Source organism: Streptomyces sp. NPDC020747, from assembly GCF_044334695.1.
GTDB lineage: Bacteria > Actinomycetota > Actinomycetes > Streptomycetales > Streptomycetaceae > Streptomyces.
In genome coordinates this window covers 66,277-93,000 of the sequence record NZ_JBIRTJ010000027.1, presented here as the reverse complement: position 1 = coordinate 93,000, position 26,724 = coordinate 66,277, and the positions used below count along the sequence as shown (strand labels likewise).

The window sequence follows — 26,724 nt, the reverse complement described above, 5'->3', positions numbered from 1 at the left end:
TGAGTTGCCTACGTGTCACACCCAGCGTCCTACCAGGTCCCGGCCCCGCACGGGACCAGAACCCGAGATTGATCACGACCTCACACAGGCCCTAGGGGTCCAAGAAGTCAGAGATGCCGTCCGCGATTCCTTGCGCCGCCTTCTGCCTCCACGCGCTGCTGGTCAGCTGGGCGGCGTCCTTGCTGTCGCGCATGTTGCCGCACTCGATGAAGACCTTCGGAACCGTTGACAGATTGAGACCGCCGAGGTCCTTGCGGACGTCCAGGCCGGTGCCGCCGCCGATGTAGTTGGAGGGGGCGCTGCCGGTGACGCGCAGGAAGCCGCCCGCGACGCGCTCGCCGAGTTCGCGGGACGAGGCCACGATCGGCCGGGTGTCGGCCGCGCCGGAGTGCACCGAGCCGGGCAGGATCACATGGAAGCCGCGGTTGCCGGGCCCCGCGCCGTCCGCGTGGATCGACACCACGGCGTCGGCGTCCGCGTTGTTCCCGATCTCGGCCCGCTCGTCGACGCACGGGCCCCAGGAGCGGTCGCCGTCCTGCGTGAACTTCACGGTGGCGCCCTCCTTCTCCAGGACGGTGCGCATCCGACGGGCGACGTCGAGGGTGAACTTCGCCTCGGTGTAGCCGTCGTTGGTCGCCGTACCTGTTGTGTCGCACTCCTTCGAGTTCGTCCCGATGTTCACCTGTTTGTTGATCTCGGACGTGTGCTGGAAGTTGCCGGGGTTGTGACCGGGGTCGATGACGACGACCTTGCCCTTGAGAGAGCCGGAGGCGGCGGGGGCCGAGGCGGAGGGCGACCCGCCGGACTCCTCGCCGGCGCCCGTCCGGCCGGAGTCGCCGGGTTGCTCCTTGCCGTCGTCCGAGGCGCCCGGCACGGCGGACCGGCCCGACGAGGAGTACGCGGACGAGGGGGATGAGGGCGACGCCTGTGCGTCCCCGCCGGAGTCCCCCACCGTCTGCCACACCAGCCAGCCGATCAGCGCGCCCGGCACGAGCGCGGCGACGGCCACGGTCAGGGGGGCGCGCAGGGGGTGGCGCGGGGGGCGGGGAGGTTCGAAGTCAGGACCTACGTACGACACGCCTGCCACCTTACGGGCAGGCCCCGGGGTCCGCAGGTTTCCCTGGGCCACGCCGGTGACGGTGTCGACGGCCACGCCGGTGATGGTGTCGGCGACCGCGCTTGTGGCCGTGTCGGCGACCACGCGGTGCGGGCCGGAGCGCCCGTGATCGGGTGCTCCGGCCCGCCTGTGTCGCGTACAGCCGTCCTGCGAATGTCTACGTGTCGGAGATGTCGAGCTTGTTCACCTTGATGCGTGAGATGTCGTGTTCCCAGACGACGAAGAACTTGCCGGGCGCGTACTCGTCGGCCATCGGGTACCTGTCCGGACGGCGAGGCACTTTCCGGTGGCCTGGTTGTAGAGCCGGGCGTACACCGGCGCCTTGGCGGCCGCGGCCGCCACGTTGGTCCCGGCCGCCACCGTGGTCCCGGCCGTCTCGGCGCTCTCCGCCGCCGACGCGGTGCCGGTCAGCGAGGACCCGGTCAGCACGGGCGCGCTCAGCAGGGCGACGGCCGCCGCGGCGACGGCTCGTCTTCGCATCCTGGACGTTCCTGGCACTCTGCTCCGCGTCAACTGCTCATCTCTTTCCGCGTACTCGAATTTCCGTGTGCTCGAAAGGAAGGAGGGGCGCCCTCCCCCGTGGGACGCCCCTCCTGAGGCCTCGCAGCCTTCCCCCGCACCAGGATGTGTGTCACTCCTGGGGCTGTCGTTAGGCGTGAGTCCACAGTTCCTGCGCTCTGCGTCTACTCCGGCTGCGGCTGCGGCTGCGGCTGCGGCTGCGACTGCGGCTGCTCCGGCTGCTCCGGCTGCTCCGGCTGCTCCGGCGAGGAGAGTGCCTGGAGCCGGTACTCCTTGGGCGTGAGCCCGTACGCGGTGCGAAAGGCGCGGGCGAAGTCGGAGGCGCGGGGGAGGCCCCAGCGGGCGGCGACGGTGTGGATGGGGACGGCGAACAGCGCGGGGTCCGCCAGTTCGCGCCGGGCACCCTCCAGTCGCAGACGGCGGATCCAGGCCGCGACCGTCTCGCCCTCTCCGTCCTCGCCCGGCGCCTGTTCCTGGAAGAGCCGGTGCAGATAGCTGACGGAGATGTGGTGCGCGGCGGCGATCACGGGCGGTGTGAGCCCCGGGTCGCGCAGGTTCTGCCGGATGAACGCCCGTATGCGCGTGGTCATGGCCCGGTGGCGGGTCTCCGGCGGCAGGGTGTCCTCCACGTCGAGCACGTGGGCGAACCAGGCCGACAGCAGGTCGAGCAGCACCGTTCCCAGACGCGGTGCGTCGGACGGCTGGAGGGCGGCGGACTGCCGGTCCAGGCCGGTGAGGAACTCCGTCAGCAGCGAGCCGGTCCCCTCCCGCCCCGACAGCCGCCTGCCCAGCAGTTCCCGGACCCGGTCCGGCGGCAGGGGCAGCAGTGACTTGGGGAAGTCCACGGCCACGCCGGTGATCAGCCGGCGGCCCCCGCCGTCCGGCGGTCGCACGTCGTACGGCTCAGAGGTGTCGGTCACCCACAGGTCGCGCGGGCCGTACAGGTCGGTCCGCCCGATGTGGTCCAGCCCCAGCCCGCCGCCGAGCATCAGGGACAGGTGGTACATGTCGGGGTCGCACTGACGCACCATCTTCTCGGTGCGCCGGAATCGCGAGGGCAGGAACGACGTCGGCCACACCATCACCGGCCCCAGCTCCAGCAGGCGCTGCTCCGCCCAGAAGTCGCCGGCGTGGTCACTGGTGATGTCGCTCGGTGCGATCGCCCGGTGGACCAGCTCACGCCAGTAGTCGAACCTGTGCTCCGCAGGCACGTCCTCGCTCCGGAACACCGTCCCGATCATCCCGCCCCGTCTCTCCCCGGCCGCCGGGCGCTCCGCCGCCCGATTCCGCCCGTGCGGAGGGTACTTCAATCTTCATACGGTCTTCGTACGGTGAATCCGGGCGCCGTGGGAGGCCGTCTCGGGCCGGGCCGGTCCTGCCGTCAGACCCCCGCGCCCGTCCGCCGCAGCACCCGCAGCGAATCCGTCGCGGAGACCTCCGTGAACGCGCCCGACTCCAGCGCCCGCAGATACACGCGATACGGCGCCTGCCCGGTGAACTCGTCCACCGGGTCGGGGAACACGTCGTGGATGAGCAGCAGTCCGCCCTCGGCGACATGGGGCGCCCAGCCCTCGTAGTCGCCGGTCGCGTGCTCGTCGGTGTGGCCGCCGTCTATGAAGACGAGGCCGAGGGGCGAGTTCCAGAAGGCGGCGATCTGCGGAGAGCGGCCGACGACGGCGACCACGTGGTCCTCCAGGCCCGCCCGGTGGAGCGTACGGCGGAAGGCCGGGAGCGTGTCCATGACCCCGAGCTCCGGGTCGACCGTCGCCGGGTCGTGGTAGTCCCAGCCCGGTTGCTGCTCCTCGCTGCCGCGGTGGTGGTCGACGGTGACCGCCGTGACACCGGCCTCGCGGGCGGCGCCGGCCAGCAGGACCGTGGAACGCCCGCAGTAGGTGCCGACCTCCAGCAGCGGCAGCCCCAGCCGCCCCGCCTCGACGGCGGCCTCGTACAACGCGAGCCCTTCCTCCACGGGCATGAACCCCTTGGCACCCTCGAAGGCAGCGAGAATCTCGGGCTTGGGTGCGACGGGCATGGGGTTCCTCCAGGTCGTACGGGTGTCCGGGCGCCCCATGGTGACAGGGCAGGGCGCAGCCCGCCCTGTCAGGGGCGCGGGGAACTGCGCGCCCAGCACCGACCGACCCGCACCCTAAATCCGACCTCTCCCGATCCCTCCCGGCCCTTCCCGCGGAGCGCTACGCGGGGACGACGCTCGGCAGCGCGAGATCCACCTCGACCACCCGCACCCCACCGGGATGGCTCGCCCCCGAGGCAAGCGGCCCATGCCCCCCGGCCGTGACGGCCAGCACGTACGCACCCTCCGAGGGCACGGCGAGCACATAGCCGCCGCCCTCCGCCGAGAGCGTCGCCCCCGCCTGCCGACCCCGCCGGTCGATCAGCGTGACCTTGGCCCGCGCGACCGGGACACCGTCCGCGGTGAGGACGCGGCCGCGGAAACCGGCCGGAGCGGTCTGGCCGGCCGGGGCCGGTTCAGGCGACGCGGCCTCGCCGTATTCGGCGTCCTCGCTGGACGCGATCAGATGCGGCTTCTCCGCGTTCGCCGTAGCCCGCCGCCCCGGCAGGAACGCCGCGAACACCAGCCCCACCAGCACCGCACCCGTGGCGATCAGGAAGGACACCCGGAACCCCTGCATCGTGGGGACGGCGACGCCGCCCACCTGGTCCGCCGTGTTCGCCAGGACCATGCCGATCACGGCACTGGACACGGACGTACCGATCGAGCGCATCAGCGTGTTGAGGCCGTTCGCCGCGCCGGTCTCCGACGCCGGGACGGCGCCGATGATCAGTGCGGGCAGCGAGGAGTACGCGAGACCGATGCCCGCGCCCAGGACGACGGCGATGACGATGGTCTGCCAGGCGGCGCTCATCAGGCCGAGACCGGCGCCGTAGCCGACCGCGATGATCAGCATGCCGATCATCAGGGTGACCTTGGGGCCGTACTTGGCGGAGATACGGGCGTACACCGGCGCCGTGAACATCATCGTCAGGCCGAGCGGTGCCACGCACAGACCCGCGACGAGCATGGACTGGCCGAGGCCGTAACCGGTCGACGTGGGCAGCTGGAGGAGCTGGGGCAGGACGAGCGAGACGGCGTAGAAGGCGACGCCGACCATGATCGAGGCGAGGTTGGTGAAGAGCACCGGGCGGCGGGCCGTGGTGCGCAGGTCGACCAGCGGCGCCTTCACACGCAGCTCCATCAGGCCCCACAGGAGGAGGACGAGGGCCGCCGCGCCGAACAGGCCGAGCGTGGTGCCGGACGTCCAGCCCCAGTCGCTGCCCTTGGTGATCGGCAGGAGGAAGAGGACGAGACCGGCGGAGAGGCCGAGCGCGCCCCAGCCGTCGAAGGTGCCCTCGGCGCGCATCGGCGATTCCGGTACGAAGGCCAGGGTGAGCAGGATCGAGAGGGCGCCCAGGCCCGCGGAGCCGAAGAAGAGCGCGTGCCAGTCGGCGTGCTGCGCGACGAGGGCGGCGACCGGCAGGGCCAGACCACCGCCGACGCCGATCGAGGAGCTCATCAGGGCCATCGCCGAGCCGAGCTTCTCGCGCGGCAGCTCGTCGCGCATCAGGCCGATGCCGAGCGGGATGGCGCCCATCGCGAAGCCCTGAAGGGCGCGGCCGGTGATCATCACGAGCAGTTCACTGGTGAAGCCGGCTATCAGCGAGCCCACGACCATCACGGCCAGGCTCGCGATCAGCATGCGCCGCTTGCCGTACAGGTCGCCGAGGCGCCCCATGATCGGTGTGGCCACGGCGCCCGCGAGCAGGGTCGAGGTCATCACCCAGGTGGCGTTGCTCGGCGAGGTGCCCAGCAGCTCGGGCAGGTCCTTGATGACCGGCACGAGCAGGGTCTGCATCACCGCGACAACGATGCCCGCGAAGGCCAGCACCGGAACGATTCCGCCGCCGCCGGGCCTTCGGGTGCGCGGGTCCGTCGTTGTCCGGGTCATTACGTGCTGCCTCCAGAGGCGTGAGCGGGGTAGATGCAGGGTGAACCCCGTGCGCCCAGGCAACTATTCCGTTGCTTCGAGCCGCTAACGAATTCTTGACTGTCTCATTACATGGAGACGTGGAGGAGGGGTGGATCGGGAGTGGGTCGGAGGTGGGTCGAAGGGGGGGAAGGCGGATCGGAGGTGGATCGGTCCGTATCTGACCTTCCGTCAGATTGGAACGTGTTCTAGTCTGCGCCGCATGGGGATCGGGATCACGCGGGAACAGCGGGACCTGGCCGAGGCCGTACGCGGCTGGATCGCCCGGACGGTGCCACCAGAGGAAACGCGCAAACTGCTCGACGCACCCGGCGGCCAGGGCGGACGCCCCGCCCACTGGGACGCGCTCGCCGCGCAGGGATTCCTCGCGGTGCACCTCCCGGAGGAGTACGGAGGCGGCGGCGGGACGGTGCTCGACCTCGCCGTCGTACTGGAGGAGGCCGCGCGGGCGGCCCTGCCGGGGCCGTACACCGCGAACGCGCTCGCCTCGCTGGTACTCGCGAGGGCGGGCGCCGCGGCCGGGGAGCTGGTACGGGCCGTGGCCGAGGGCGAGCGGATCGGGGCGGTCGCCCTCGGGACCGGGACGCTGACCGCCGTGGCCGACGCGGACGGGTACGGGTACGTGCTCGACGGGACGGCTCCGCCCGTACTGTCCGGCGGCGACGCGGACGTGCTGATCCTGGCGGCGTCGGCGTCGGCGTCGGCGTCGGGGGCTGGAACTGGGACTGGGGCGCCGGGCGGGCGCACGCTGTGGCTGGCCGTGGACGCCTCGGACCTCTCCGTCCGCGTCCACGAGAGCGCCGACCCGACGCGGGCGACCGCGGAGGTCGTGGCCACGGCGGTACGCGTCCCGGCCGACCGTGTCCTCGACGTCGACTCGGCGCTCGTGCGGGACCTCGCCGCCGCCGTGTTCGCCGCCGACGCGTGCGGGACCGCCGCGTGGGCGCTGGAGACCGCGGCCGCGTACGCGAAGGTGCGGGAGCAGTTCGGCCGGCCGATCGGGCAGTTCCAGGGGATCAAGCACCTGTGCGCCGACATGCTGGTCCGCGTCGAGCGGGCCGGCGCGCTGGCGTGGGACGCCGCCAGAGCCGTACAAGAACCCGACGAGGTACGGGAGTTGGTGACCGCACTCGCCGCCGGTGTCGCGCTCGACGCGGCCCTCTCGTGCGCCAAGGACTGCGTCCAGGTGCTGGGCGGCATCGGCTTCACCTGGGAACACGACGCGCATCTCTACCTCCGACGGGCCCTGGTGGCACGGCAGTTGCTCGGTGGCGGGCACCTCCTGCGGGCGGTCGGAGCGGCGGAGAACGGGGCGAGACGTGAGCTCCGTACGGAGCTTCCCGAGGTGGAGGCCGCGCGGCACCGGGAGGCGGCCCGCGCCGTCATCGCACGCGTACGCGGCCTCGAACCGGCCGCCGTACGAAGGGAGTTGGCGCCCACCGGCTACACCGCACCCCATCTGCCCCCGCCGTACGGACTCGGTGCCGGCCCCGTCCAGCAGCTCGCCGTACAGGAGGAACTGGCCGCCGCCGGAGTGCGCGTCGGCGACCTGGGGATCGCCACCTGGGTCGTACCGTCGCTCATCGCCTACGGGACCTGCGAGCAGCAGGAGCGGTATCTGCTGCCGACGCTCTGCGGGGACGTGCTGTGGTGCCAGCTCTTCTCGGAGCCCGGTGCCGGGTCGGACCTCGCCTCGCTCCGAACGCGGGCCGAGCGGACGGCGGACGGGCGCTGGCGGGTCAACGGGCAGAAGGTGTGGACGAGTTCGGCGCAGTGGGCGGACTACGGGATCCTCCTCGCCCGGACGAACCCGGACGCGCCCAAGCACAAGGGGCTCACGTACTTCGTCGTCGACATGAAGGAGACGGACGGCATCGAGATCCGTCCGCTGAAGGAGATCACCGGCGAATCGCTCTTCAACGAGGTCTACTTCGACGACGTGGTGCTGCCCGCCGACGCCGTGGTCGGTTCGGTCGACGACGGCTGGCGGGTCGCGCGCAACACCCTCGGCAACGAACGCGTCCACATGGCCGACCAGTTGACCTTCGGCACCGGCCTCGAAGCGATCGTCGCCCGTTCCGCCGGCCTCGACGACACCGTGCGGGAACGCGTCGGAACCCTGATCGCGGAGGCCCACGCGCTGGGCTGCATCGGACTCCGTACGACCATGCGGCAGGTCTCCGGCGTGGAGCCGGGCGCCGGTGCCTCCGTACGCAAGCTCGTCCAGACCGCGCACCAGCAGAAGGTCGCCGAGCTGGCACTCGAACTACTCGGCCCGGCAGGCGCGTTGCGCGAGGGCGCCGGGGAACGGGCCGTGCACGGATTCCTGCTCAGCCGGTGTCTGACCATCGCCGGCGGGACGACGCAGGTGCAGCTGAACGTGGTCGCGGAGCGCATCCTCGGCCTGCCGAGGGACCAGTGAACGGGAGACCGGGGAGAGTCATGAAGGCATACGTCGTCGGTGTGGGCATGACCAAGTTCGAGAAGCCGGAGACCAGGGACTGGCAGTACTGGGACATGGTCCGGGAGGCGGGCACGGGCGCCCTCGCGGACGCCGGGATCTCCTACGACGCCGTGGAGCAGGTGCCCGTCGGCTACTGCTTCCAGGCCTCCACGGCCGGACAGCGGGCCGTCTACGAACTCGGCCTGAGCGGAGTGCCCGTCTACAACGTGAACAACAACTGCGCGACCGGCTCGACCGCGCTGATGCTCGCCCGGCAGTTCGTGGAGGGCGGCGCGAGCGACTGCGTACTGGCGGTGGGGTTCGAGAAGATGGCGCGGGGCGCGCTCGGGGGCGGGGCCGACGGCGGCGACTTCAAGACGTCACCGGTTGCGCGTCATTACGCCGTGATGGCGGCGCGGCACGGCTTCGAGATGACGCCGCCCACCGCCCAGATCTTCGGCGATGCGGCGCGCGAGCACATGGAGAAGTACGGCACGACGGAGGCGCAGCTCGCGGCCGTGGGAGCCAAGAACCACCGGCACTCGGCGAACAACCCCTACGCCCAGTTCCAGGACGTCTACTCGGTCGACGAGATCCTCGCCGCGCGTACCGTGCACGCGCCGCTCACCAAACTCCAGTGCTCGCCCACCTCGGACGGGGCCGCCGCGGCCGTCGTCGTGTCGGAGCGGTTCGTGGAACGGCACGGGCTGGGGGAGCGGGCCGTGGAGATCGTCGCGCAGGCGATGACGACGGACACGGAGGAGTCGTTCGCGTCCGGTTCGTGCATCGACGTCGTCGGGCAGCCGATGTCCCGGGCCGCCGCCCGGCAGGTGTACGAGAGGGCAGGGCTCGGCATCGAGGACGTCGACGTCGTGGAACTCCACGACTGCTTCTCCGTCAACGAACTGCTGACGTACGAGGCGCTCGGCATGTGCGAGGAGGGCGAGTCCGGGAAGCTCGTGGAGTCGGGCGCGACGACGTACGGCGGGCGCTGGGTGGTGAACCCCTCGGGCGGCCTCATCTCGAAGGGGCATCCTCTGGGAGCCACCGGGATCGCCCAAGTCGCCGAGCTGGTATGGCAGTTGAGGGGCGAGGCGGCGGCCCGGCAGATGACGGACGCGCGCGTGGGCCTCGCCCACAACATCGGGCTCGGGGGCGCGGCGGTCGTGACCCTGCTGAGGCGGGGATAGGCGGGCCGGGCGGGTGGGAGAGGGCGACAGAGGTCCTAGGTCCTGCGGCGGACGGGCGTGCAGCGAAATTCCGATGTACGGGGCACGGGGTCGCTGCGAGCATGACACCCATGCCCACCCTCAGAACCGCCGCAGAGATACCCGTGTCCGGTCGTGCCGCGCCGCCCACCTGGGTGGTGGTCGCACTCGCCTGCGCGGGACAGTTCCTCGTCGTCCTCGATGTGTCCGTGGTCAATACGGCGTTGCCGTCGATGCGGGCCGACCTGGGGCTGAGCGCCCCGGGGCTCCAGTGGGTCGTCAACGCGTACACGATCGCCTTCGCCGGATTCATGCTGCTCGGCGGGCGGGCCGGCGACCTGTACGGCCGCAAGCGGATGTTCCTGATCGGGCTCGCGCTGTTCACGCTGGCCTCGCTCGCGGGCGGGCTCGCCCAGGAGGGCTGGCAGCTGCTGGCCGCACGGGCCGTGCAGGGCCTCGGGGCGGCGGTGCTCGCGCCCTCGACGCTGACGATCCTGACGTCGGCCGTGCCCGAGGGCGCGGCACGCGCCCGGGCCATCGCGACCTGGACCGCCGTCGGCGGGGGCGGCGGCGCGGCGGGCGGGCTCGTCGGCGGGGTCCTGGTCGACGGGCTGTCGTGGCGCTGGGTCCTGCTGATCAACGTGCCCATCGGCGCGGTGGTGCTGGCCGGCGCCCTGCTCTGGCTCGTCGAGAGCCGGGCCGGTGAGCGTCGGCGGCTCGACCTGCCGGGGGCCCTGCTGGTGACGGCCGGCCTCGCGACCCTCGCGTACGGGATCGTGCAGACCGAGGCCGAGGGGTGGACCTCGGCCGCGACCCTGGTGCCACTGGCCGCCGGGGCCGCCCTGATCGGGCTGTTCCTGCTCGTCGAGGCGCGGACGAAGGCGCCGCTGATGCCGCTGAGGCTGTTCCGGCTGAGGTCCGTGTCCTCGGCGAACGTGGCGATGTTCCTGTGCGGCTCGGCGATGTTCTGCATGTGGTTCTTCATGACGCTGTACGCGCAGAACGTGCTCGGCTACTCGCCGCTGGACGCCGGACTCGCGCTCGTGCCCAGCTCGCTCGCGGTGATCCTCGGCTCGAAGGTCGCGCCGCGTCTGATGCCCGTCGTGGGAGCGCGGAACGTCGCGGTGCTCGGGGCGCTGGTGGCCGCCGCCGGGTTCGGCTGGCAGTCCACGATGACCGCCGACGGCGCGTACCTCACCGCGATCATGTTCCCCGGGATCCTGATGATGCTCGGCGCCGGGCTGTCCGCGACGCCGCTCGCCGCGCTGGCCACGTCGGGGGCGGAGCCGGGGGAGGCGGGGCTGGTGTCGGGGCTGATCAACACGTCCCGCACGATGGGTGGTTCGCTGGGGCTCTCCGTGATGGCGACGATCGCCGCGGCGCGGACCGGGGGCGGGGTCTCGCCGGAGGCGCTGGCGGAGGGGTACGCGCTGGTGTTCCGCACGGGTGGGTGTGTGTTGCTCGGGGGTGTTGTGCTGATGCTGGTGTGGCTTCCGCGGGGGGTTGCGGGGCGGGGATGAGGTGCGGTGCGGGTGGGGCGTGGCTGGGGTGCGCGGTTCCTCGCGCCCCTGAAGGCGAGCGGTACCCCATGCTCTTCAGGGGCGCGAGGAACCGCGCACTCCAGCCCCCCACCCACTCGCACCGAAAACACACCCCCGCTCAGAGCCACCCCTGCTGGCGAGCCTCCCGCATGGCCTCCATGCGATTCCGCGTCGCCGTCTTGCCGATCGCCGACGAGAGGTAGTTGCGGACGGTCGACTCGGAGAGGTGGAGCTTGGACGCGATGTCGGCGACCGTAGCGCCGTCCACCGAGGCCTTCAGTACGTCGCACTCGCGGGCGGTGAGCGGATTGGGCCCGGCACCCAGCGCGGCGGCGGCGAGCGCGGGATCGATGACCGTCTCGCCGGTCAGCACCCGGCGGATCGCCTCGGCCAGTTCCTCCACGGGCCCGTCCTTGACGAGGAACCCCGCGGCGCCCGCCTCCATGGCCCGCCGCAGATACCCCGGCCGGCCGAAGGTGGTGAGGATCAGCACCCGGCAGTCGGGCACCTCGTCCCGGAGCAGCCCGGCGGCGTCCAGGCCGCTGATCCCGGGCAGTTCGATGTCCAGCAGCGCCACGTCCGGCCGCGACTCCAGGGCCGCCCCCACGATCGCGTCCCCCGTCCCGACCTGCGCCACCACCTCGATGTCCGCCTCCAGACCGAGGAGCAGGGCGAGGGCGCCCCGCATCATCCCCTGGTCCTCGGCGAGCAGCACGCGGATGGACTTGGCGGGCCGGTGATCCCGGGGCATCTCGTTCACGGCCCAAGAGTAGGGCTCAGCCGGGGTGCGTCGATGGCTACGGGCCCGGTGGGTGCTGGTCGCGAAGTTCCGCACCCCTGCCTTTCAGGGGCGCGGGGAACCGCGCACCCCAGCTCCCACTCACCCGCGGCCGAAAACACACCCCCCGGCGGAGCTGACCCGCACCTACCGAGCGGCCTCCACCGGTTCCGCCATCCCCGTCCGCTCGCCCAGATCCACCGGAAGCTCCGCCGTCACAGTGAACCCGTTCCGCGCCCCGGGCCCCGCCTCCAACGAGCCCCCCGCCGCAGCGAGCCGCTCGGTCAGCCCCTTCAGCCCGGTACCGCCGATGCCGGGCACGGCCGATTCCGGCGCGGCCGGCGGCGCCACCCCACGACCGTCGTCCGTGACGCGCAGCCGAACGTGCTCTGCCGAACCGTCCACCGTGATCTCACAGCGCCCCGCGCCACTGTGGCGCACCGCGTTGGTGACCGCCTCGCGGACGACCCAGCCGAGCAGGACCTCGGTCTGGGCGGCGAGCGGCGGCCCGGACTGGCGGACGACCGGTTCGATACCGGCGGCCTGGAGGGCCGAGCGGGCCCGGTCGAGGTCCGTGGCCAGGCTGCCGTCCCGGTAGCCGGTGACCGCCTCGCGGATCTCGGTGAGCGCCTGGCGGCCGACGGACTCGATGTCGGAGACCTGGACCAGCGCCGCGTCCATGTCGCGGGGCGCGAGCCGACGGGCCGCCTCCGACTTCACGACGATGACGGAGAGGGTGTGGCCGAGGAGGTCGTGCAGGTCACGGGAGAAGCGAAGGCGTTCCTTCTCCACGGCCTGGCGGGCCAACTCCTCGCGGGCCGCGCGCAGTTCACGTACGGCGTCCGACAGGGAGAGGATCGCCGCGGTCACCATGGTGGACAGGAACGTGCCGTACGCGACGTTCACCGCGCCCCAGCCGTCCCGCAGCCCGGCCACGACACCCGCGAGCGCGCTCAGCCCGATGCCGGTCCTGCCGAGCCACGGCCCACGGACGATGGCGCCCGCGGCCAGGCCGAGCAGCGGGAAGAAGAGCAGCCAGCTGCCGCCGTACAGACCGCCGAGGAGACAGGTCACCACGCCCAGCGCGACCAGCGCGCCCCGGGTGGAGCGGGCCTCGCGCGCCTCCTTCGTGAAGGCGCGGAACACCACGTGGATGTAGAGGGAGTTGAAGACGAGGAGGCCGATGCCGCCGATCCACGGGTTCGGGGTCTTGCCCTGGAAGAGGTTGGAGAAGGCGCCTATGCCCATCAGAAGCCAGGGGAGGAGCGAGAAACCGCTGGGCGGCGGGCCCAGGTGCTCCGGGAGCTTTCCGGTCTTCCGTGCGGCCTTCTGGTCGGCCACGAACGCGTTCCGTTCGGCCTTCCGGTCGGTCCGCGACTCCTGCAACTCGGCCATCCGGCAGCTGGTCCTTCGCGACCACGACATGTCCTCAGCCCCCGTTCAGACGGTCCGCGCGGTCCTGCGGTACGAGACCACAGCGTACGAGCCGAAGGCCAGCAGCCACCCGGTCAGCACCAGCACCGCCCCGAGCGCGGGCGCGTGTCCGTCGGCGACCGACGTGCCGAGCTGCGCGAACCGGTTCGTGGGTGCGTAGGAGGAAAGGGACCGGAGCCAGGAGGGGAAGAGGCTCACCGGGAACCACAGGCCGCCGATCACCGCGAGCGTCAGGTTGCACACCATGTTCATCACACCCGTGGCCTGCGCGGTCAGCCGGTAGCCGTTGCCGAGGCCGAGCAGGGTGAAGGGGATCGAGCCGAGCCACAGCAGCAGCGCGATCGCCGCCCACTTCCAGGCGTCCAGCCGTACGCCGTTGATCAGGCAGCCCGCCACGAGGACCGCGACGATCGCGGGCAGCACCGTCACCGCGCCTGTGAGCGCCCGGCCCATCACGACCTGGCGCGGGCTCATCGGCGTGATCCGCAACTGCCGCAGCCAGCCGACGGTCCGGTCCTCGGCGACCCCGCCACCGGTGTTCAGGGCCGAGCCCATCGCGCCGTACGCCGCCATGCCGATCATCGAGACGGTCCGCCAGTCGCGGTCGGCGCCGTCGAGGTTCGTGAACAGCAGATACATCACCACCGGCATCACGACCCCGCCGATCACGAAGCCGGTGTCGCGCAGCGTCCGGCGCACTTCGAGCCGCAGATAGTCGAGCATCACACCGTCTCCAGGAAGGTACGGGCGGGGGCAGAGGCGTCGGAGGAGGTCAGGGCGAGGAACGCGTCGTCCAGCGAGGCCGGCACGACCTCCAGGGCGCGTATCGCGCCGCGCTCGGCGAGCGCGATCACCGTCGCGTCCGAGTCGTCGGTCCGCAGCCGCGCCCGGTCCCCGCGCACCTCCACGGAGACCACACCGGGCAGGGCCGCCAGCCCGTCCGTGCCGGCGCCGGCGAGGTCGAAGGCGACGAGGCTGCCGCCCGCGGCCCGCTTGAGCTGCTCGGCGGTGCCGTCGGCGACGATCCGCCCGTGGTCGATGACGACGATCCGGTCGGCGTTGGCGTCCGCCTCCTCCAGGTAGTGGGTGGAGAAGAGGATGGTGTGACCGCGCCGCGTGAACGCCCGCATCGAGTCCCAGAAGGCGTACCGCGCCTCCACGTCCAGCGCCGCGGTCGGCTCGTCGAGCACGATCAGCGCGGGGTTCCCGACGAGCGCGACGGCGAACCGCACCCGCTGCGTCTGGCCCCCGGAGAGCCGGTCCACGCGCCGCCCGGCCAGCTCGGCGATGCCCGCCAGCTCCAGCGCCTCGGCGACGGGCATCGGCGCGGGATACGTACCGGCCACGAACCCGACCAGTTCACCCACCGTCACCCGCGGCACCGGCCGGCCGTCCTGGAGCATCGCGCCCACGCGACCCGCCCGTACGGCTTCCTCCGGAGTGCCGCCGAAGAGGCGTACGACGCCCTCGTCCGGGTCGTTCAGCCCCAGCAGGAGTGAGATCGTGCTGGACTTGCCGGCGCCGTTGCGGCCCAGCAGAGCGACCGTCTCGCCGCGCGCGATCTCCAGGTCGACACCGTCCACGGCCCGTACCGCACCGAAGGCCTTGACTGCCCCCGCGAAGGAAACGGCCTGGTCCGCGCCCCCGTCCGCCGTGGTCGCCGCCGCCGTCCCCGTCGTGTCGGCCATCGTCTTCGACCGCGTCCTCGTCCCCGTCTTCGTCATGGGTACGACGCTACGAATCCGGGGGCCGGCGCGGCAGATGCGCAATGTACGGACTCGGGCAGGACAAATGTCACTGCCGCTGTCACTGTCGCGTCCGCGCCACCCATCTGACATGCCGTCAGGAGTCTTCACATGTGCCGGGCCCTGAGCTATACAGGTGGTCGCCGGACTGGAACGCGTTCTAGAACAGGCGGGTTCCTCGGCTCAGTGTCGACCTCGGTGCGGCCGACGGTGCGGACGGCCGCATCGGGGTCTTCCCCGCCAGCAGTCAGGAGCCCCATGCCCATCGACGTTGCCCAGGCTCTCGCGGCCGAGCCCCGGTCCGCCGGGATCGCCTGGGGTCACAAGGACGTCCAGCTCTACCACCTCGGCCTCGGCGCCGGCGCGAACCCCGACAAGGACAGCCCCGCGACGGACCCCGACGAGCTGCGCTACACCCTGGAGTCGCGGCTGCACGTACTGCCGAGCTTCGCCACCGTTGCGGGCGCCGGCTCACCGGGCGTGATCAACAGCCTCTCCATGCCGGGCGTCGACGTGAACCTCGCGCACGTCCTGCACGGCGGCCAGAGCATCACGCTGCACCGCCCGATCCCCGTCGAGGGCCGGGCGACCGCCACCGGGCGGATCGCGGCCGTGTACGACAAGGGCAAGGCCGCCGTCCTCGTCATGCGCACCGATGTCGCCGACGACGAGGGCCCGTTGTGGACCAACGACGCCCAGATCTTCGTACGCGGCGAAGGCGGCTTCGGCGGCGACCGCGGCCCCTCCACCCGACCCGAACCGCCGACAGGCGATCCGGACAGGACGGTCGAGCGCCCGATCCGCGAGGACCAGGCGCTCCTGTACCGGCTCTCCGGCGACTGGAACCCGCTGCACGCCGACCCCGAGTTCGCCAAGCTCGCCGGCTTCGACCGGCCGATCCTGCACGGGCTGTGCACGTACGGGATGACGCTGAAGGCCGTCGTGGACACGGCACTCGGTGGCGACGTCGGCCGGGTCCGCTCCTACGCCACGCGCTTCGCCGGGGTCGTGTACCCGGGCGAGACGCTGCGCATCCGCATGTGGCAGGGGGACGGCACGGTCCGGGTGACGGTGGGCGCCGCCGACCGGGACGACGCACCGGTCCTCGCCGACACCGTCGTGGAGCACAGCTGAGCCCTGCACCTGAGCCGTAGGACCCGCCCTTGAGCACGGCCCATGAGTACCGCCCATGAGTACCGCTCACGGGCACCGCACGTGAGTCCCGCATCCGAGTGTCGGCACACCTGAGTGTCGTACGTACGTTTCCGAGGGGAGCCGCACCATGCGCGCAGCCGTACTGCACGAGATAGGCCAGGACAAGCTGGAGATACTCGACGACGTCGAGGCGACGGGCTTCGGACCCGGCCGGGTGAGGATCCGGGTGCGGGCCACCGGCCTGTGCCACTCGGACCTCTCCGCGATGGCCGGGGTGCTGCCGCAGCCCGCGCCGTTCGTCCCCGGGCACGAAGGGGCGGGCGAGATCCTGGAGGTCGGCGAGGGCGTCACCAACGTCAAGCCCGGCGACCGGGTCGTCGTCTGCTGGCTGCCCGCCTGCGGAGCCTGTCCCGCCTGCAAGCGCGGCCAGACCCAGCTGTGTCTGGCCGGGTTCATGAACGCGGGCACGCCCAACTTCAAGCGCCCCGGCGGTGATCTGTTCGGCTTCGCGGGCACCGGCACCTTCACCGAGGAGGTCGTCGTCGACGCGGGCTGCGCCGTGCCGATCCCGGAAGACGTGCCCTTCGACATCGCCGCCCTCATCGGCTGCGGCGTTACCACCGGACTCGGCGCAGCCCTCAACACCGCGGACGTGGAAGCCGGTTCGTCGGTCGCCGTCATCGGCTGCGGAGGCGTCGGCATCTCCGCGATCCAGGGCGCCCGGCTCAAGGGCGCCGCCGAGATCGTCGCCGTCGACCCGGTCGCCTCCCGCCGCGAGGCCGCGCTGAAGTTCGGCGCCACCAGGGCCGTGTCGCCCGACGAACTCCCCGACGCCAAGCAGACGGTGACCGCCGGCGAGGGCTTCGACTATGTCTTCGAGGTCGTCGGCCGCTCCGCCACCGCCCGCACGGCGTACGACAACACCCGCCGCGGCGGCACCCTGGTCGTCGTCGGCGCGGGCGCCATGGACGACCACCTCCAGCTCAACATGTTCGAGCTGTTCTTCGACGAGAAGCGGATCCTGCCGTCCATGTACGGCGGCGGGGACGTCCTGCGGTCCTACGAGCGGACCGTCGCCCTCTGGCGGGCCGGGCGCATCGACCTGGAGGGGCTGATCACCCACCGGGTGCCGCTGAGCGACATCAACGAGGCGCTCGACCAGATGCGTACGGGTGTGGCGCTGCGTACGTGCATCGAGATCTGACGCCCGTGCGTCGAGATCTGGCGCCTGTGCATCGAGATCTGGCGCCCGTCCGTTGAGCGCCCGTCGATACGGGACCTCGAACTGCCGATCCCTGAAAGGACCTTGATGTCACTGCCACTTGAGGGCCGGTCCGCGGTCGTCACGGGCGCCGGCCGCGGCCTGGGCCGGGCGGAGGCGCTGGAGCTCGCCCGGCTCGGTGCCGCCGTCGTCGTCAACGACTTCGGACAGCCCGGCCGGGACGGCTCCGGCGACGCGTCCGGCACGCCCGCCGATGAGGTCGTCGCCGAGATCCGGGCGGCGGGCGGTCGCGCCGTCGCGCACACCGGGGACGTGGCCGACCACCAACAGGCCCGGGAACTGATCGAGTTGGCGGTGGCCGAGTTCGGACAGCTGGACATCCTCGTCAACAACGCAGGCATCCTGCGCGACCGGATGGTCTTCTCGATGTCCGAGGACGAGTGGGACTCGGTGATCCGGGTCCATCTGAAGGGCCACTTCAACACCACCCACTTCGCGGCCGCGCACTGGCGGGCCCGGTCCAAGGCGGCGGACGCGCCGGTGTACGGGCGGATCGTGAACACCTCCTCGGAGGCGTTCCTCGCGGGCTCCGCGGGACAGCCCAACTACGCCGCCGCGAAAGGCGGAATCGTCGGGCTCACCACCTCGACGGCACTGGCGCTCACGAAGTACGGCGTCACGGCGAACGTCATCTGCCCGCGCGCCCGGACCCGGATGACGGCGGACGTCTTCGCGGGCTTCCAGGAACCGGCGGGCGACGCGTCCGAGGACCGGCTCGACCCGCTCGCTCCCGAGCATGTCGCCCCGCTCGTCGGCTACTTGGCCTCGCCCGCGGCCGCGCACGTCAACGGCCAGCTCCTCGTCGTGCACGGCGGGATGGTCGCGGTCGTCGAACGGCCCCGCGTGGCCGCCAAGTTCGACACCAAGCAGGACGCCTTCACATACGACGAACTCGACGCGCTCCTCACACCGCACTACGCGGACCGGCCGACGGGGGAGACGTTCGCGGCGGCGGAGGTGCTGGGCCTCAAGCACGAGTGACCACGCGGGAGCCCGGTTGTGGTGCTCGCACGCAGCGGCCCCGCCCGACGAGTGTCGGGCGGGGCCGTGTGACGCTTCGGACCTGAGGTCGTCAGGCCCCCGTGTCGCCGTGCTCGGCGGGCTTACGGTGCCGGCCGCGAGGGGTCGCCTCGCCCTCCTGCGCGGAGACGGGCCCCCGGTGCCGGCCGTGGCCACCGTCGTCTGCTGCCTGGGCCACCGTCGCCCGCGGGTCGGTGGCCGTCGTCTCCATCGTGTTCGTGTCGCTCATGTGGAAAATCACCCCGTGTCAACAAGATCCTTCGGTACAGCGCGGGCGAGTCTAACGGGCGGGTGTGACAGTGCTGAGGGGTGGTTGGGGCTACTCGGTGGTCACTTTGAGAGGAGCGGAAGGGGGCGTCGTTTCGGCACTCACCCGGAGGGCGCGGAGAGCACGGAGGGCCGGCGGGCACTCGGTACTCACCTGCTCGACTTGGAGTGGGTTCACCGGGGGAGGGGGAGGGAGCGGAGGCGGGGCCGGGGGCGGGGTGGGCCGGGCCTCAGAGGGAGCTCCGGGCGGGGGCACCGCCTGAACCGCCGCCTGGGCCGGCAGTTGGACCGCTGCCCGGACCGCCGTCTGGGCTGACGCCTGGGCTGCTGGGCGAATGCTTTCAGCGGGAGCCCCGCCGGTGCCGCCGGCTCCCTCAGCGGCCATGGGGCTGGGGCTTTCCGGGTCGATCGGGATCATGCGAAGGGTGCTTTCCGTGTCCGCCGGGACCATGTGAAGGGAACTTCCGGCAGCCGCACCGCCGGCACCTTCGACGGGTGCACGGCCCGCGCCCTCAGCGCTCGTACGGCCGGTGACGTCGCCGGGCACGGGGCTCGCACCCTCGGCGGTCGCAGGGCCCGCGTGCTCGGCGGCCGAGTGACCTGCACCCTCCGCGCTCGCCTGCTGCGTGCCTTCGACGGCAGTCCAGCGGGTGTCGTCCCTGCGGGCTTGCCCTGTGTTCTCAACGGCAGTCCAGCCGGTGCCCTCTCTGCGGACGCGCTCCGTGTCCTCGGCGGCAGTCCAGCCGGTGCCGTCCCTGCGGGCCTGCCCGGTGTCTTCGACGGTAGTCCAGCCGGTGCCCTCTCTGCGGGCCTGCCCCCTACCCTCCACGGCAGTCCAGCCCGTGCCCTCCCTGCGGATCGGCTCCGTGGCCTGGGTGGCGGCCCAGTCCGCGCCGCCCGCCGCGCCAACCGGCCCCGAGCCCGGGCCGGTTGGCCGTCCCGCTCCCGGGCCCGCCGCCTGTGCCAACCGGCGGCCCGCGAACGCGTTCGCCATCAGGCGTCCGGTCAGGGGTGCCTGTTGGAGTGGTACGGGACGGGCCGCCGCGGGCTCCGGAGGACCCGTGACCGACAGCCCCCGTGACGCGTCCCCCCGCGCCTCAGCCGTACGGTCCGGACCCCCCGGGCCCCCGTCCCCCGCCCCCGTGGGTGCTCCCACCCGTGCCACGCCGCACGGCACCGCCCCCGTCGCGTACGGCAGATGGAGCACCCCGTCCCTGGTCCACTGGCCCGAGCCCGCCAACCAGCCGTTGGGCGCGGGCAGTTGATGGAGATACCGCTCGGCGGGACGCCACACGCCGAGCCAGCTGCCCCGGGGGCCGCCGATCCGCAGGGCGACCGCGCAGCTCTCCGGGGTGAGCACCTGCCCCGGCTGGATCGCGAACGGAGTGACCGCGCGGCCGGGCAGTTGCAGGTACTCCGGGAAGCGCACCGGGAGCGTGCTCCCCAACACGCCCCAGCCGAGCCGCTCCTGGCCGGGAGACGGCGCGTCCGAGCGGATCAGGAGCAGCCCGCTGTCGGCGTCCGCGAGGAGCAGCCGGTCGTTGCTCTGCTCGGAGATCTGCAGCAGCGGCGACACCTCGCCCCCGCGCTCCAGATCGACCACGACCGTCTTGGTCCGGCCGTCCAACTGCCGGTCCAGCGCGAGCAGTCGGTCCCCGCCGCCCAGCCACACCCCGCCCGAGCAGCGGCCCGGTACCTCCGCGAGATGTTCGGGCCCGAAGGCGCCGCCCGCGACCAGCCACACGGCGGTCGAACTCCGGCCCACGGCAAGGGCGTACGCACGGGTGCCGGCCGGAGCGGGCGGCAGCAGCCGCAACTCCGTGCCCACGTCCGGGCATTCCACCGCGCCGAGCAGTACCTCACCCGTCCCCGGGCCCGTCGGGTACAGCAGCGAGAACGTGTGCCGTCCGTCGACGAGGCGGTGGATGAGCACCCGCCCGTCCGCCATCGGCAGCACCTCCGTGCCGGGCTCCTCCGGCTGGTTGCCGGGCAGCGGCACGGCGTACGGCTCGGGGCCGTCCAGGGTCCAGCGCTCCGGGAACCAGGAGTCGCCGCTGCGGGCCAGGCGGGCCGCGTACGACCCGTCGACGGTGATCACGCACCCTGCTCGCGCGGCCCATTCGTTCTCGTTCACCGCCGCGGACGATGGGGTTCCCCCCTGCTCGAGCGAAGTCGAGACCTCGGGGGAGGCACAGGCCGTCATCGTTCGGTCACCTCCGGGCACGAAACCTAGTTTTCGCACGCACAGGCGTGGGACCCGCAGGTGACGGCTTCACACATAAGAGTGGCCCGTTTCTGATTCACCTGAGGGAACGAGGGCGGGTGTGCTGAGCGGGGGCGGGGCGGTCTATGGTTAGGGCTGCCTAAGTGGCGCTTGAGTACTGTCTGTGGGGTTCCTGAGTTCCCCGCCGTGCCCTCGTGCGTCGCCGGGGTCGGGGCGGCACGAGCCCGGTCCCGAACGGGAAAACGTGAACCCGAACCTGACCATGAACCACCGGAGTGTGTGCCTGATGTCCCTACGACGCCGTGGTTCCGCCGCCGTCGCCCTCGCCGTGGCGGCCGCTCTCTCGCTCGCCGCCTGCGGGTCGGGCGACTCGGACTCGGGTTCCGGCTCCGGAAAGTCCGACAACGGCGCCGGCAGCAAGTCCGTCGCCACCGGCGGCGAGGACTTCGCGAAGGCGGCCGAGGAGACGGCCAGGATGGGGACGACCGCCAAGGCCGGCGAGTTCCCCCGCACGATCGAGCACGCGATGGGCGAGACCGAGCTGAAGGCCCGGCCCGAGCGGGTCGTCGTCCTCGACGTCGGCGAGCTCGACAACGTCGTCTCCCTCGGCGTGAAGCCCGTCGGCTGGGCGCCCACCGAGGGCTCGGCGGGGATTCCCTCGTACCTGAAGAAGGACGCGGGCGGCCCCAAGGACATCGGCACGATCAACGCCCTCAACCTGGAGGCGATCGCGGGCCTGAAGCCCGACCTGATCCTCGGCAGCGAGCTGCGCGCCGCCAAGCTCTACCCGCAGCTCTCCAAGATCGCCCCCACCGTGTTCTCCATCCGTCCGGGCTTCACCTGGAAGGAGAACTACCTCCTCAACGCGGCGGCGCTGGACAGGACGGCCGAGGCGAAGACGAAGCTCGCCGCGTACGAGAAGAAGGCCAAGGCCCTCGGCGACGAACTCGGCCCCGACAAGCCGACCGTCACCATGCTCCGCTACATGCCGGGCATGATCCGCCTCTACGCGAAGGCGTCCTTCATCGGCACGATCCTTGAGGACGTCGGCATCCCACGCCCCAAGAACCAGCAGATCAACGACCTCGCGGCGGAGATCAGCCCGGAGCGGATCGACGACGCCGACGCCGACTGGATCTTCACCGGTGTCTACGGCGACGCCAAGAAGACCGACCGCTCCACCGCCGAGGACAACCCGCTCTGGAAGAAGCTCGGCGCGGTCGCGGACGGCCAGGCCAAGGACGTACCCGACGAGACCTGGTACCTCGGCCTCGGCGTCACCGCGGCCGACAAGGTGCTCGACGACCTCAGGGGCTTCCTCGCCAAGTAGGGCCCGGCGGCTCGGTTCGAGCCGGGGCCTGGAGCGGGGTCGCCCGGTCACACCTGGTCAAGTAGCCCGCGACCGGTGGGGCACGGACACAAGGCAGGTAGCCTTTTGTTCGTGCCCCGTCTGTCTGAAGTCATCGCCGCGCTCGACGCTCTCTGGCCCCCCGCGAGCGCGGAGGACTGGGACGCGGTCGGGACGGTCTGCGGAGACCCCGACCAGGAGGTCTCCCGCGTACTCTTCGCCGTCGACCCGGTCCAGGAGATCGTGGACGAGGCGGTGAAGCTGGACGCCGATCTGCTGGTCACCCACCACCCGCTCTATCTGCGCGGTACGACGACGGTCGCGGCCTCGAACTTCAAGGGCCGCGTCGTGCACACCCTCATCAAGAACGACATCGCGCTGCACGTCGCCCACACGAACGCCGACCGCGCCGACCCGGGCGTGAGCGACGCCCTCGCCGGAGCCCTGGACCTCCGCGTCGTGCGCCCCCTCGTGCCGGACCCCGCCGACGCCGACGGCCGCCGGGGCCTCGGCCGGGTCTGCGAGCTGGACCATCCGCTGACCCTCCGCGAGTTCGCCGCCCGCGCCGCCGAGCGGCTGCCCGCCACCGCGCAGGGCATCCGCGTCGCGGGCGACCCCGAGGCGCTCGTGCGGACCGTCGCGGTCAGCGGCGGCTCGGGCGACAGCCTCTTCGCCGACGTACGCGCCGTCGGCGTGGACGCCTTCCTCACCGCGGACCTGCGCCACCACCCGGCGTCGGAAGCCCGCGCCCACAGTCCCCTCGCGCTGCTCGACGCGGCGCACTGGGCCACCGAGTGGCCCTGGTGCGAGCTGGCCGCCGCCCAGCTCGACGAGATTTCCGACCGTCACGGCTGGGACCTGCGGGTCCATGTCTCGAAGACGGTCACCGACCCGTGGAACTCCCACTCCCCTTCACCTGGAGCCCCCAACTGAACGCCGCGCCCGCCGACCAGATCCGACTTCTCGACGTCCAGTCCCTCGACGCCCGCCTGCAGCAGCTCGCGCACAAGCGGAGGTCGCTGCCCGAGCACGCCGAGATCGAGTCGCTGACCAAGGACCTCACACAGCTGCGGGACCTGCTCGTCGCCTCGCAGACCGAGGAGAGCGACTGCTCCCGCGAGCAGACCAAGGCGGAGCAGGACGTCGACCAGGTGCGCCAGCGCGCCTCCCGCGACCAGCAGCGCCTCGACTCCGGCGCCGCCACGTCCTCCAAGGACCTGGAGAACCTCCAGCGCGAGATCGCGTCCCTCGCCAAGCGCCAGGGTGACCTGGAGGACGTCGTCCTGGAGATCATGGAGCGCCGCGAGTCCGCGCAGGAGCGCGTCGCCGAGCTGACCGAGCGGGTCTCGTCCGTCCAGTCGAAGATCGACGACGCGACGGCCCGCCGGGACGCCGCGCAGGAGACCCTCGACGGCGAGGCCGCGTCGGCGACGAAGGAGCGCGAGGTCATCGCGGGCTCCGTCCCCGCCGACCTCCTCAAGCTCTACGAGAAGCTCCGCGAGCAGCAGGGCGGCGTCGGCGCGGCCCGTCTCTACCAGCGCCGCTGCGAGGGCTGCCGGCTGGAGCTCAACATCACCGAGGTGAACGACGTGAAGGCGGCGGCCCCGGACACGGTCCTGCGCTGCGAGAACTGCCGCCGCATCCTGATCCGTACGTCGGAGTCGGGTCTGTAGTAGGTCTTTGTAATGGTTTGCCGTCTGTAAGGAGCCTTCGGCTTGCGCGAGTTGATCGTCGAGGCGGACGGGGGTTCCCGGGGAAACCCGGGGCCCGCGGGCTACGGAGCCGTCGTCATCGACGCGGTGACGGGGGAGACGCTGGCCGAGGCGGCGGAGTATCTCGGCGTCGCCACGAACAACGTCGCCGAGTACAGCGGCCTCGTCGCGGGCCTGCGAGCGGCCCGCGACCTCGACCCCACGGCCACCGTGCGGGTCCGCATGGACTCCAAGCTCGTGGTCGAGCAGATGTCGGGCCGCTGGCAGATCAAACACCCCGCCATGCGCCCCCTCGCGGCGGAGGCCCGCTCCGTCCTCCCGGCCGGCCAGGTCACGTACGAGTGGATCCCCCGCGCCGAGAACAAGCACGCGGACCGCTTGGCCAACGAGGCGATGGACGCGGGCAAGCGCGGCGAACAGTGGTCACCGTCGCAGTCGACGGCGGACTTGGACGCGGGTCGCACCGCGAGGCCGGCGGTGCCCACCAAGGGGCGCGGGGAACTGCGCGCCCAGCCCCGGACGGCCCGCCCGCAGTCGACCGCCGCCACCCCCGACACCGACGACATCCGAGCCGCACGGAACGTGGCCTCCGAGGCACCGGCCACCGGAGGCGCCCCTCCGGACCTCGGCACCCCCACCACCCTCGTACTGCTCCGGCACGGCGAGACACCCCTGACCCCCCAGAAGCGGTTCTCCGGAAGCGGCGGCAGCGACCCCGCGCTGTCGGACACGGGCCGCCACCAGGCGGAGCGCGTCGCGACCGCACTCGCCGCGCGCGGGACCGTACAGGACGTCATCTCGTCCCCCCTCGCCCGCTGCCGCGAGACCGCGGCGATCGTCGCCGCCCGGCTCGGACTGGACGTACGGATCGAGGACGGGCTCCGCGAGACGGACTTCGGGGCCTGGGAGGGGCTGACGTTCGCCGAGGTCCGCGAGCGCTACCCGGACGACATGAACGCCTGGCTGAGTTCCCCGGACGCCGAACCCACCGACGGCGGCGAGAGTTTCGAGGCGGTGGCCCTCCGCGTGGCAGCGGCCCGCGACGAGTTGCTCGCGGCGCACACCGGCCGCACCGTGCTTCTCGTCTCCCACGTCACGCCCATCAAGACCCTCGTACGACTGGCCCTGGGCGCCCCGCCGGAGGCCCTGTTCCGCATGGAACTGTCGGCGGCGGCGTTCTCGGTGGTGGCGTACTACGCGGACGGCAACGCGAGCGTACGACTGCTCAACGACACGTCTGCGCTGCGCTGAGCGGGGGCGCCTACTGAGGGGTGCGCCTCAGCTCGGGGCGTGTCCCAAGCTCGCGGCCTCCCTCGCCAGGGTCTCCACCCGTGCCCAGTCCCCGGCCGCGATCGCGTCCGCCGGAAGCATCCAACTGCCGCCCACGCACAGGACGTTGGGCAGGGCGAGGTACTCCGGTGCGACGGCCGGGCCGACGCCCCCCGTCGGGCAGAAGCGGGCCTGGGGGAGCGGCCCCGCCAGGGACTTGAGGTACGCCGTACCGCCGGCCGCCTGGGCCGGGAAGAACTTCATGTCGCTCACGCCCCGCTCCAGCAGCGCCACGACCTCCGACGTCGTGGAGACCCCCGGCAGGAACGGCACCCCGGACGCCTTCATGGCATCGAGCAGTACGTCCGTCCAGCCCGGGCTCACCAGGAAGCGCGCCCCGGCGGCGACCGACTGCGCCACCTGTTCCGGCGAGATGACCGTGCCGGCCCCGACCACCGCCTCAGGGACCGCGTCGGCGATCGCCCGGAGCGCGTCGAGCGCCACCGGCGTCCGCAGCGTCACCTCGATCGCGGGCAGCCCGCCCGCGACGAGCGCCCGGGCCAGCGGTACGGCGTCCGCGACGTGGTCGACGACGACCACGGGGACGACGGGCGCCAGTTCGAGCACGGGGGAGGACAGCGGTGACGAGGGGAGGGTCGAAGCCATGCGCTCATCCTGCCCGCGGCAGTCAGCATGCGCAAAGGTCGTTGCACATGCTGCAATAGACGGCTCGCGTGCCCAGCAAGCCGCCTGAACGCTGAGCAAGCCGCCTGAACGCTGAGCGAGTAGTCCCGCGCGCTCAGTGGATCTCGTCCACCAGCACGTCCAGCATCCACGCCCGCCCCGCCCCCGCGGGAGCCGCCGCCTCCACCACGTACCCGAGATCCCGCAGCGCCTCCACCAGTTCCGCGGGCCCCGAAGGCACCGCGCCGGACTGCATGAGGCTGCGGACGATGCGCCCCTTGGTCGCCTTGTTGAAGTGGCTGACGACCTTGCGGGTCGGCGCGTGCAGCACCCGTACGCTCGCCGTGCGCCCCGCGACCTCCCCCTTCGGCTTCCACGCGCCCACGTACGAGGAGGACCGCAGGTCGAGCACGAGGCCGCTCCCGGCCACCTCGGGCAGCACGGAGGCCATCGGCCCCCGCCAGTGCCCGCCCAGCGCCCCGAGGCCCGGCAGCCTCACACCCATCGAGCAGCGGTACGAGGGAATCCGGTCCGCCACCCGGACCGCACCCCACAACCCCGAGAAGACGAGCAGTGACCGCGTCGCCCGCCGCTTGGCCGCCGTGTCGAGCGAGGCCAGGTCGAGGGCGTCGTACAACACCCCCGTGTAGATCTCCCCGGCGGGCCGCGCCCCCGCGGTCCGCAGCTCCGTGTTCTTGGCGACCTCGCCGCGCAGGCCCTCGCTCAGCCCGAGCACCTCGCGGGCCTTCTCCTCGTCGCCCGCGCAGAGTTCGACGAGCTCCTCGAACACCGCCTGCCGCGCCTCGGCGAGCCCCGGCAACGACAGCGACTCCGGCTTCAACGGCGTGCCCCGCCCGGAGGGAGCCTTTCCTTCGGACGGCGGCAGCAGCACAAGCACGGCGGTTCTCCCTGGGGCATTCGGTAGAGCATTGGGTAGGGCGTTGGGCACGGCGTTCGGTACGTGAGAGGGGTAC

Annotated in this window: 22 protein-coding genes; 10 read left to right on the top strand and 12 right to left on the bottom strand. The window is 72.1% G+C overall.

What is annotated here, in order from left to right; all coding sequences use genetic code 11:
* Positions 1-91 precede the first annotated feature (91 nt).
* From ACH4YP_RS45140 to ACH4YP_RS45125, 4 genes are all read right to left on the bottom strand, one after another.
* Positions 92-1,078 (bottom strand): N-acetylmuramoyl-L-alanine amidase, encoded by a 987-nt coding sequence (locus ACH4YP_RS45140; protein WP_398497216.1) that lies wholly within the window; start codon positions 1,076-1,078, stop codon positions 92-94.
* 722 nt (positions 1,079-1,800) lie between these two features.
* The gene (locus ACH4YP_RS45135; RefSeq protein ID WP_398497209.1) at positions 1,801-2,877 is read right to left on the bottom strand and encodes an AraC family transcriptional regulator; all 1,077 of its coding nucleotides are present in this window, start codon (positions 2,875-2,877) and stop codon (positions 1,801-1,803) included.
* 140 nt (positions 2,878-3,017) lie between these two features.
* On the bottom strand, positions 3,018-3,668 hold the full coding sequence (locus ACH4YP_RS45130; RefSeq protein ID WP_361072254.1) for a class I SAM-dependent methyltransferase: 651 nt from the start codon (positions 3,666-3,668) through the stop codon (positions 3,018-3,020).
* 160 nt (positions 3,669-3,828) lie between these two features.
* Positions 3,829-5,601, bottom strand: coding sequence for an MFS transporter (locus ACH4YP_RS45125; protein ID WP_361072251.1), 1,773 nt, complete (start codon positions 5,599-5,601; stop codon positions 3,829-3,831).
* Positions 5,602-5,842: 241 nt separating this feature from the next.
* On the opposite strand from ACH4YP_RS45125, the gene ACH4YP_RS45120 reads away from it, so the two are divergent.
* The 3 genes from ACH4YP_RS45120 to ACH4YP_RS45110 all read left to right on the top strand — a co-directional run bounded on the left by ACH4YP_RS45120 (position 5,843) and on the right by ACH4YP_RS45110 (position 10,811).
* A complete protein-coding gene (locus tag ACH4YP_RS45120) occupies positions 5,843-8,062 on the top strand; it encodes an acyl-CoA dehydrogenase (RefSeq protein ID WP_398497207.1) in 2,220 nt (739 codons plus the stop codon).
* 20 nt (positions 8,063-8,082) lie between these two features.
* Entirely contained in the window at positions 8,083-9,273 is a 1,191-nt protein-coding gene (locus tag ACH4YP_RS45115; protein ID WP_398497205.1) for a lipid-transfer protein, read from the top strand.
* Positions 9,274-9,374: 101 nt separating this feature from the next.
* Entirely contained in the window at positions 9,375-10,811 is a 1,437-nt protein-coding gene (locus ACH4YP_RS45110; protein ID WP_398497204.1) for a DHA2 family efflux MFS transporter permease subunit, read from the top strand.
* Positions 10,812-10,950: 139 nt separating this feature from the next.
* Here ACH4YP_RS45110 and ACH4YP_RS45105 read toward each other — a convergent pair whose 3' ends face one another.
* The 4 genes from ACH4YP_RS45105 to ACH4YP_RS45090 all read right to left on the bottom strand — a co-directional run bounded on the left by ACH4YP_RS45105 (position 10,951) and on the right by ACH4YP_RS45090 (position 14,732).
* A complete protein-coding gene (locus tag ACH4YP_RS45105) occupies positions 10,951-11,583 on the bottom strand; it encodes a response regulator transcription factor (RefSeq protein WP_361058809.1) in 633 nt (210 codons plus the stop codon).
* Between the two features lie 174 nt (positions 11,584-11,757).
* Positions 11,758-13,035 (bottom strand): sensor histidine kinase, encoded by a 1,278-nt coding sequence (locus tag ACH4YP_RS45100; RefSeq protein ID WP_398497202.1) that lies wholly within the window; start codon positions 13,033-13,035, stop codon positions 11,758-11,760.
* Between the two features lie 15 nt (positions 13,036-13,050).
* Positions 13,051-13,767, bottom strand: a complete 717-nt coding sequence (locus ACH4YP_RS45095; protein WP_361058711.1) for an ABC transporter permease — start codon at positions 13,765-13,767, stop codon at positions 13,051-13,053.
* Positions 13,767-14,732: an ABC transporter ATP-binding protein gene (locus ACH4YP_RS45090; protein WP_398497214.1), complete on the bottom strand. Its 966-nt coding sequence runs from the start codon at positions 14,730-14,732 to the stop codon at positions 13,767-13,769. Before ACH4YP_RS45090 ends, ACH4YP_RS45095 begins: the two co-directional genes overlap by 1 nt.
* A gap of 315 nt (positions 14,733-15,047) precedes the next feature.
* Here ACH4YP_RS45090 and ACH4YP_RS45085 point away from each other — a divergent pair, with 315 nt between their 5' ends.
* The 3 genes from ACH4YP_RS45085 (at position 15,048) to ACH4YP_RS45075 (ending at position 18,207) form a co-directional block, all read left to right on the top strand.
* Positions 15,048-15,923, top strand: a complete 876-nt coding sequence (locus ACH4YP_RS45085) for a MaoC/PaaZ C-terminal domain-containing protein (protein ID WP_361058713.1) — start codon at positions 15,048-15,050, stop codon at positions 15,921-15,923.
* 148 nt (positions 15,924-16,071) lie between these two features.
* Positions 16,072-17,148 (top strand): Zn-dependent alcohol dehydrogenase, encoded by a 1,077-nt coding sequence (locus ACH4YP_RS45080; RefSeq protein WP_361058715.1) that lies wholly within the window; start codon positions 16,072-16,074, stop codon positions 17,146-17,148.
* 105 nt (positions 17,149-17,253) lie between these two features.
* On the top strand, positions 17,254-18,207 hold the full coding sequence (locus tag ACH4YP_RS45075) for a 3-oxoacyl-ACP reductase (RefSeq protein WP_361058717.1): 954 nt from the start codon (positions 17,254-17,256) through the stop codon (positions 18,205-18,207).
* Between the two features lie 91 nt (positions 18,208-18,298).
* Here ACH4YP_RS45075 and ACH4YP_RS45070 read toward each other — a convergent pair whose 3' ends face one another.
* A complete protein-coding gene (locus ACH4YP_RS45070; protein WP_361058719.1) occupies positions 18,299-18,475 on the bottom strand; it encodes a hypothetical protein in 177 nt (58 codons plus the stop codon).
* 90 nt (positions 18,476-18,565) lie between these two features.
* Positions 18,566-20,647, bottom strand: a complete 2,082-nt coding sequence (locus ACH4YP_RS45065) for a hypothetical protein (RefSeq protein WP_398497200.1) — start codon at positions 20,645-20,647, stop codon at positions 18,566-18,568.
* 376 nt (positions 20,648-21,023) lie between these two features.
* Here ACH4YP_RS45065 and ACH4YP_RS45060 point away from each other — a divergent pair, with 376 nt between their 5' ends.
* The 4 genes from ACH4YP_RS45060 (at position 21,024) to ACH4YP_RS45045 (ending at position 25,048) form a co-directional block, all read left to right on the top strand.
* Positions 21,024-22,067, top strand: a complete 1,044-nt coding sequence (locus tag ACH4YP_RS45060; RefSeq protein WP_361058721.1) for an iron-siderophore ABC transporter substrate-binding protein — start codon at positions 21,024-21,026, stop codon at positions 22,065-22,067.
* A 111-nt stretch (positions 22,068-22,178) separates the two neighbouring features.
* Positions 22,179-23,018 carry a Nif3-like dinuclear metal center hexameric protein gene (locus ACH4YP_RS45055; RefSeq protein ID WP_398497198.1) on the top strand — a complete coding sequence of 280 codons (840 nt, stop codon included), beginning with the start codon at positions 22,179-22,181 and terminating at the stop codon, positions 23,016-23,018.
* Positions 23,015-23,758 (top strand): C4-type zinc ribbon domain-containing protein, encoded by a 744-nt coding sequence (locus ACH4YP_RS45050; protein ID WP_361058813.1) that lies wholly within the window; start codon positions 23,015-23,017, stop codon positions 23,756-23,758. Before ACH4YP_RS45055 ends, ACH4YP_RS45050 begins: the two co-directional genes overlap by 4 nt.
* 42 nt (positions 23,759-23,800) lie before the next feature.
* Positions 23,801-25,048, top strand: a complete 1,248-nt coding sequence (locus ACH4YP_RS45045) for a bifunctional RNase H/acid phosphatase (RefSeq protein WP_398497196.1) — start codon at positions 23,801-23,803, stop codon at positions 25,046-25,048.
* Between the two features lie 27 nt (positions 25,049-25,075).
* Here ACH4YP_RS45045 and eda read toward each other — a convergent pair whose 3' ends face one another.
* Entirely contained in the window at positions 25,076-25,732 is a 657-nt protein-coding gene (eda, locus tag ACH4YP_RS45040; protein WP_361058727.1) for a bifunctional 4-hydroxy-2-oxoglutarate aldolase/2-dehydro-3-deoxy-phosphogluconate aldolase, read from the bottom strand.
* A 133-nt stretch (positions 25,733-25,865) separates the two neighbouring features.
* Positions 25,866-26,648: a peroxide stress protein YaaA gene (gene yaaA / locus ACH4YP_RS45035; RefSeq protein WP_398497194.1), complete on the bottom strand. Its 783-nt coding sequence runs from the start codon at positions 26,646-26,648 to the stop codon at positions 25,866-25,868.
* Positions 26,649-26,724: the final 76 nt, after the last annotated feature.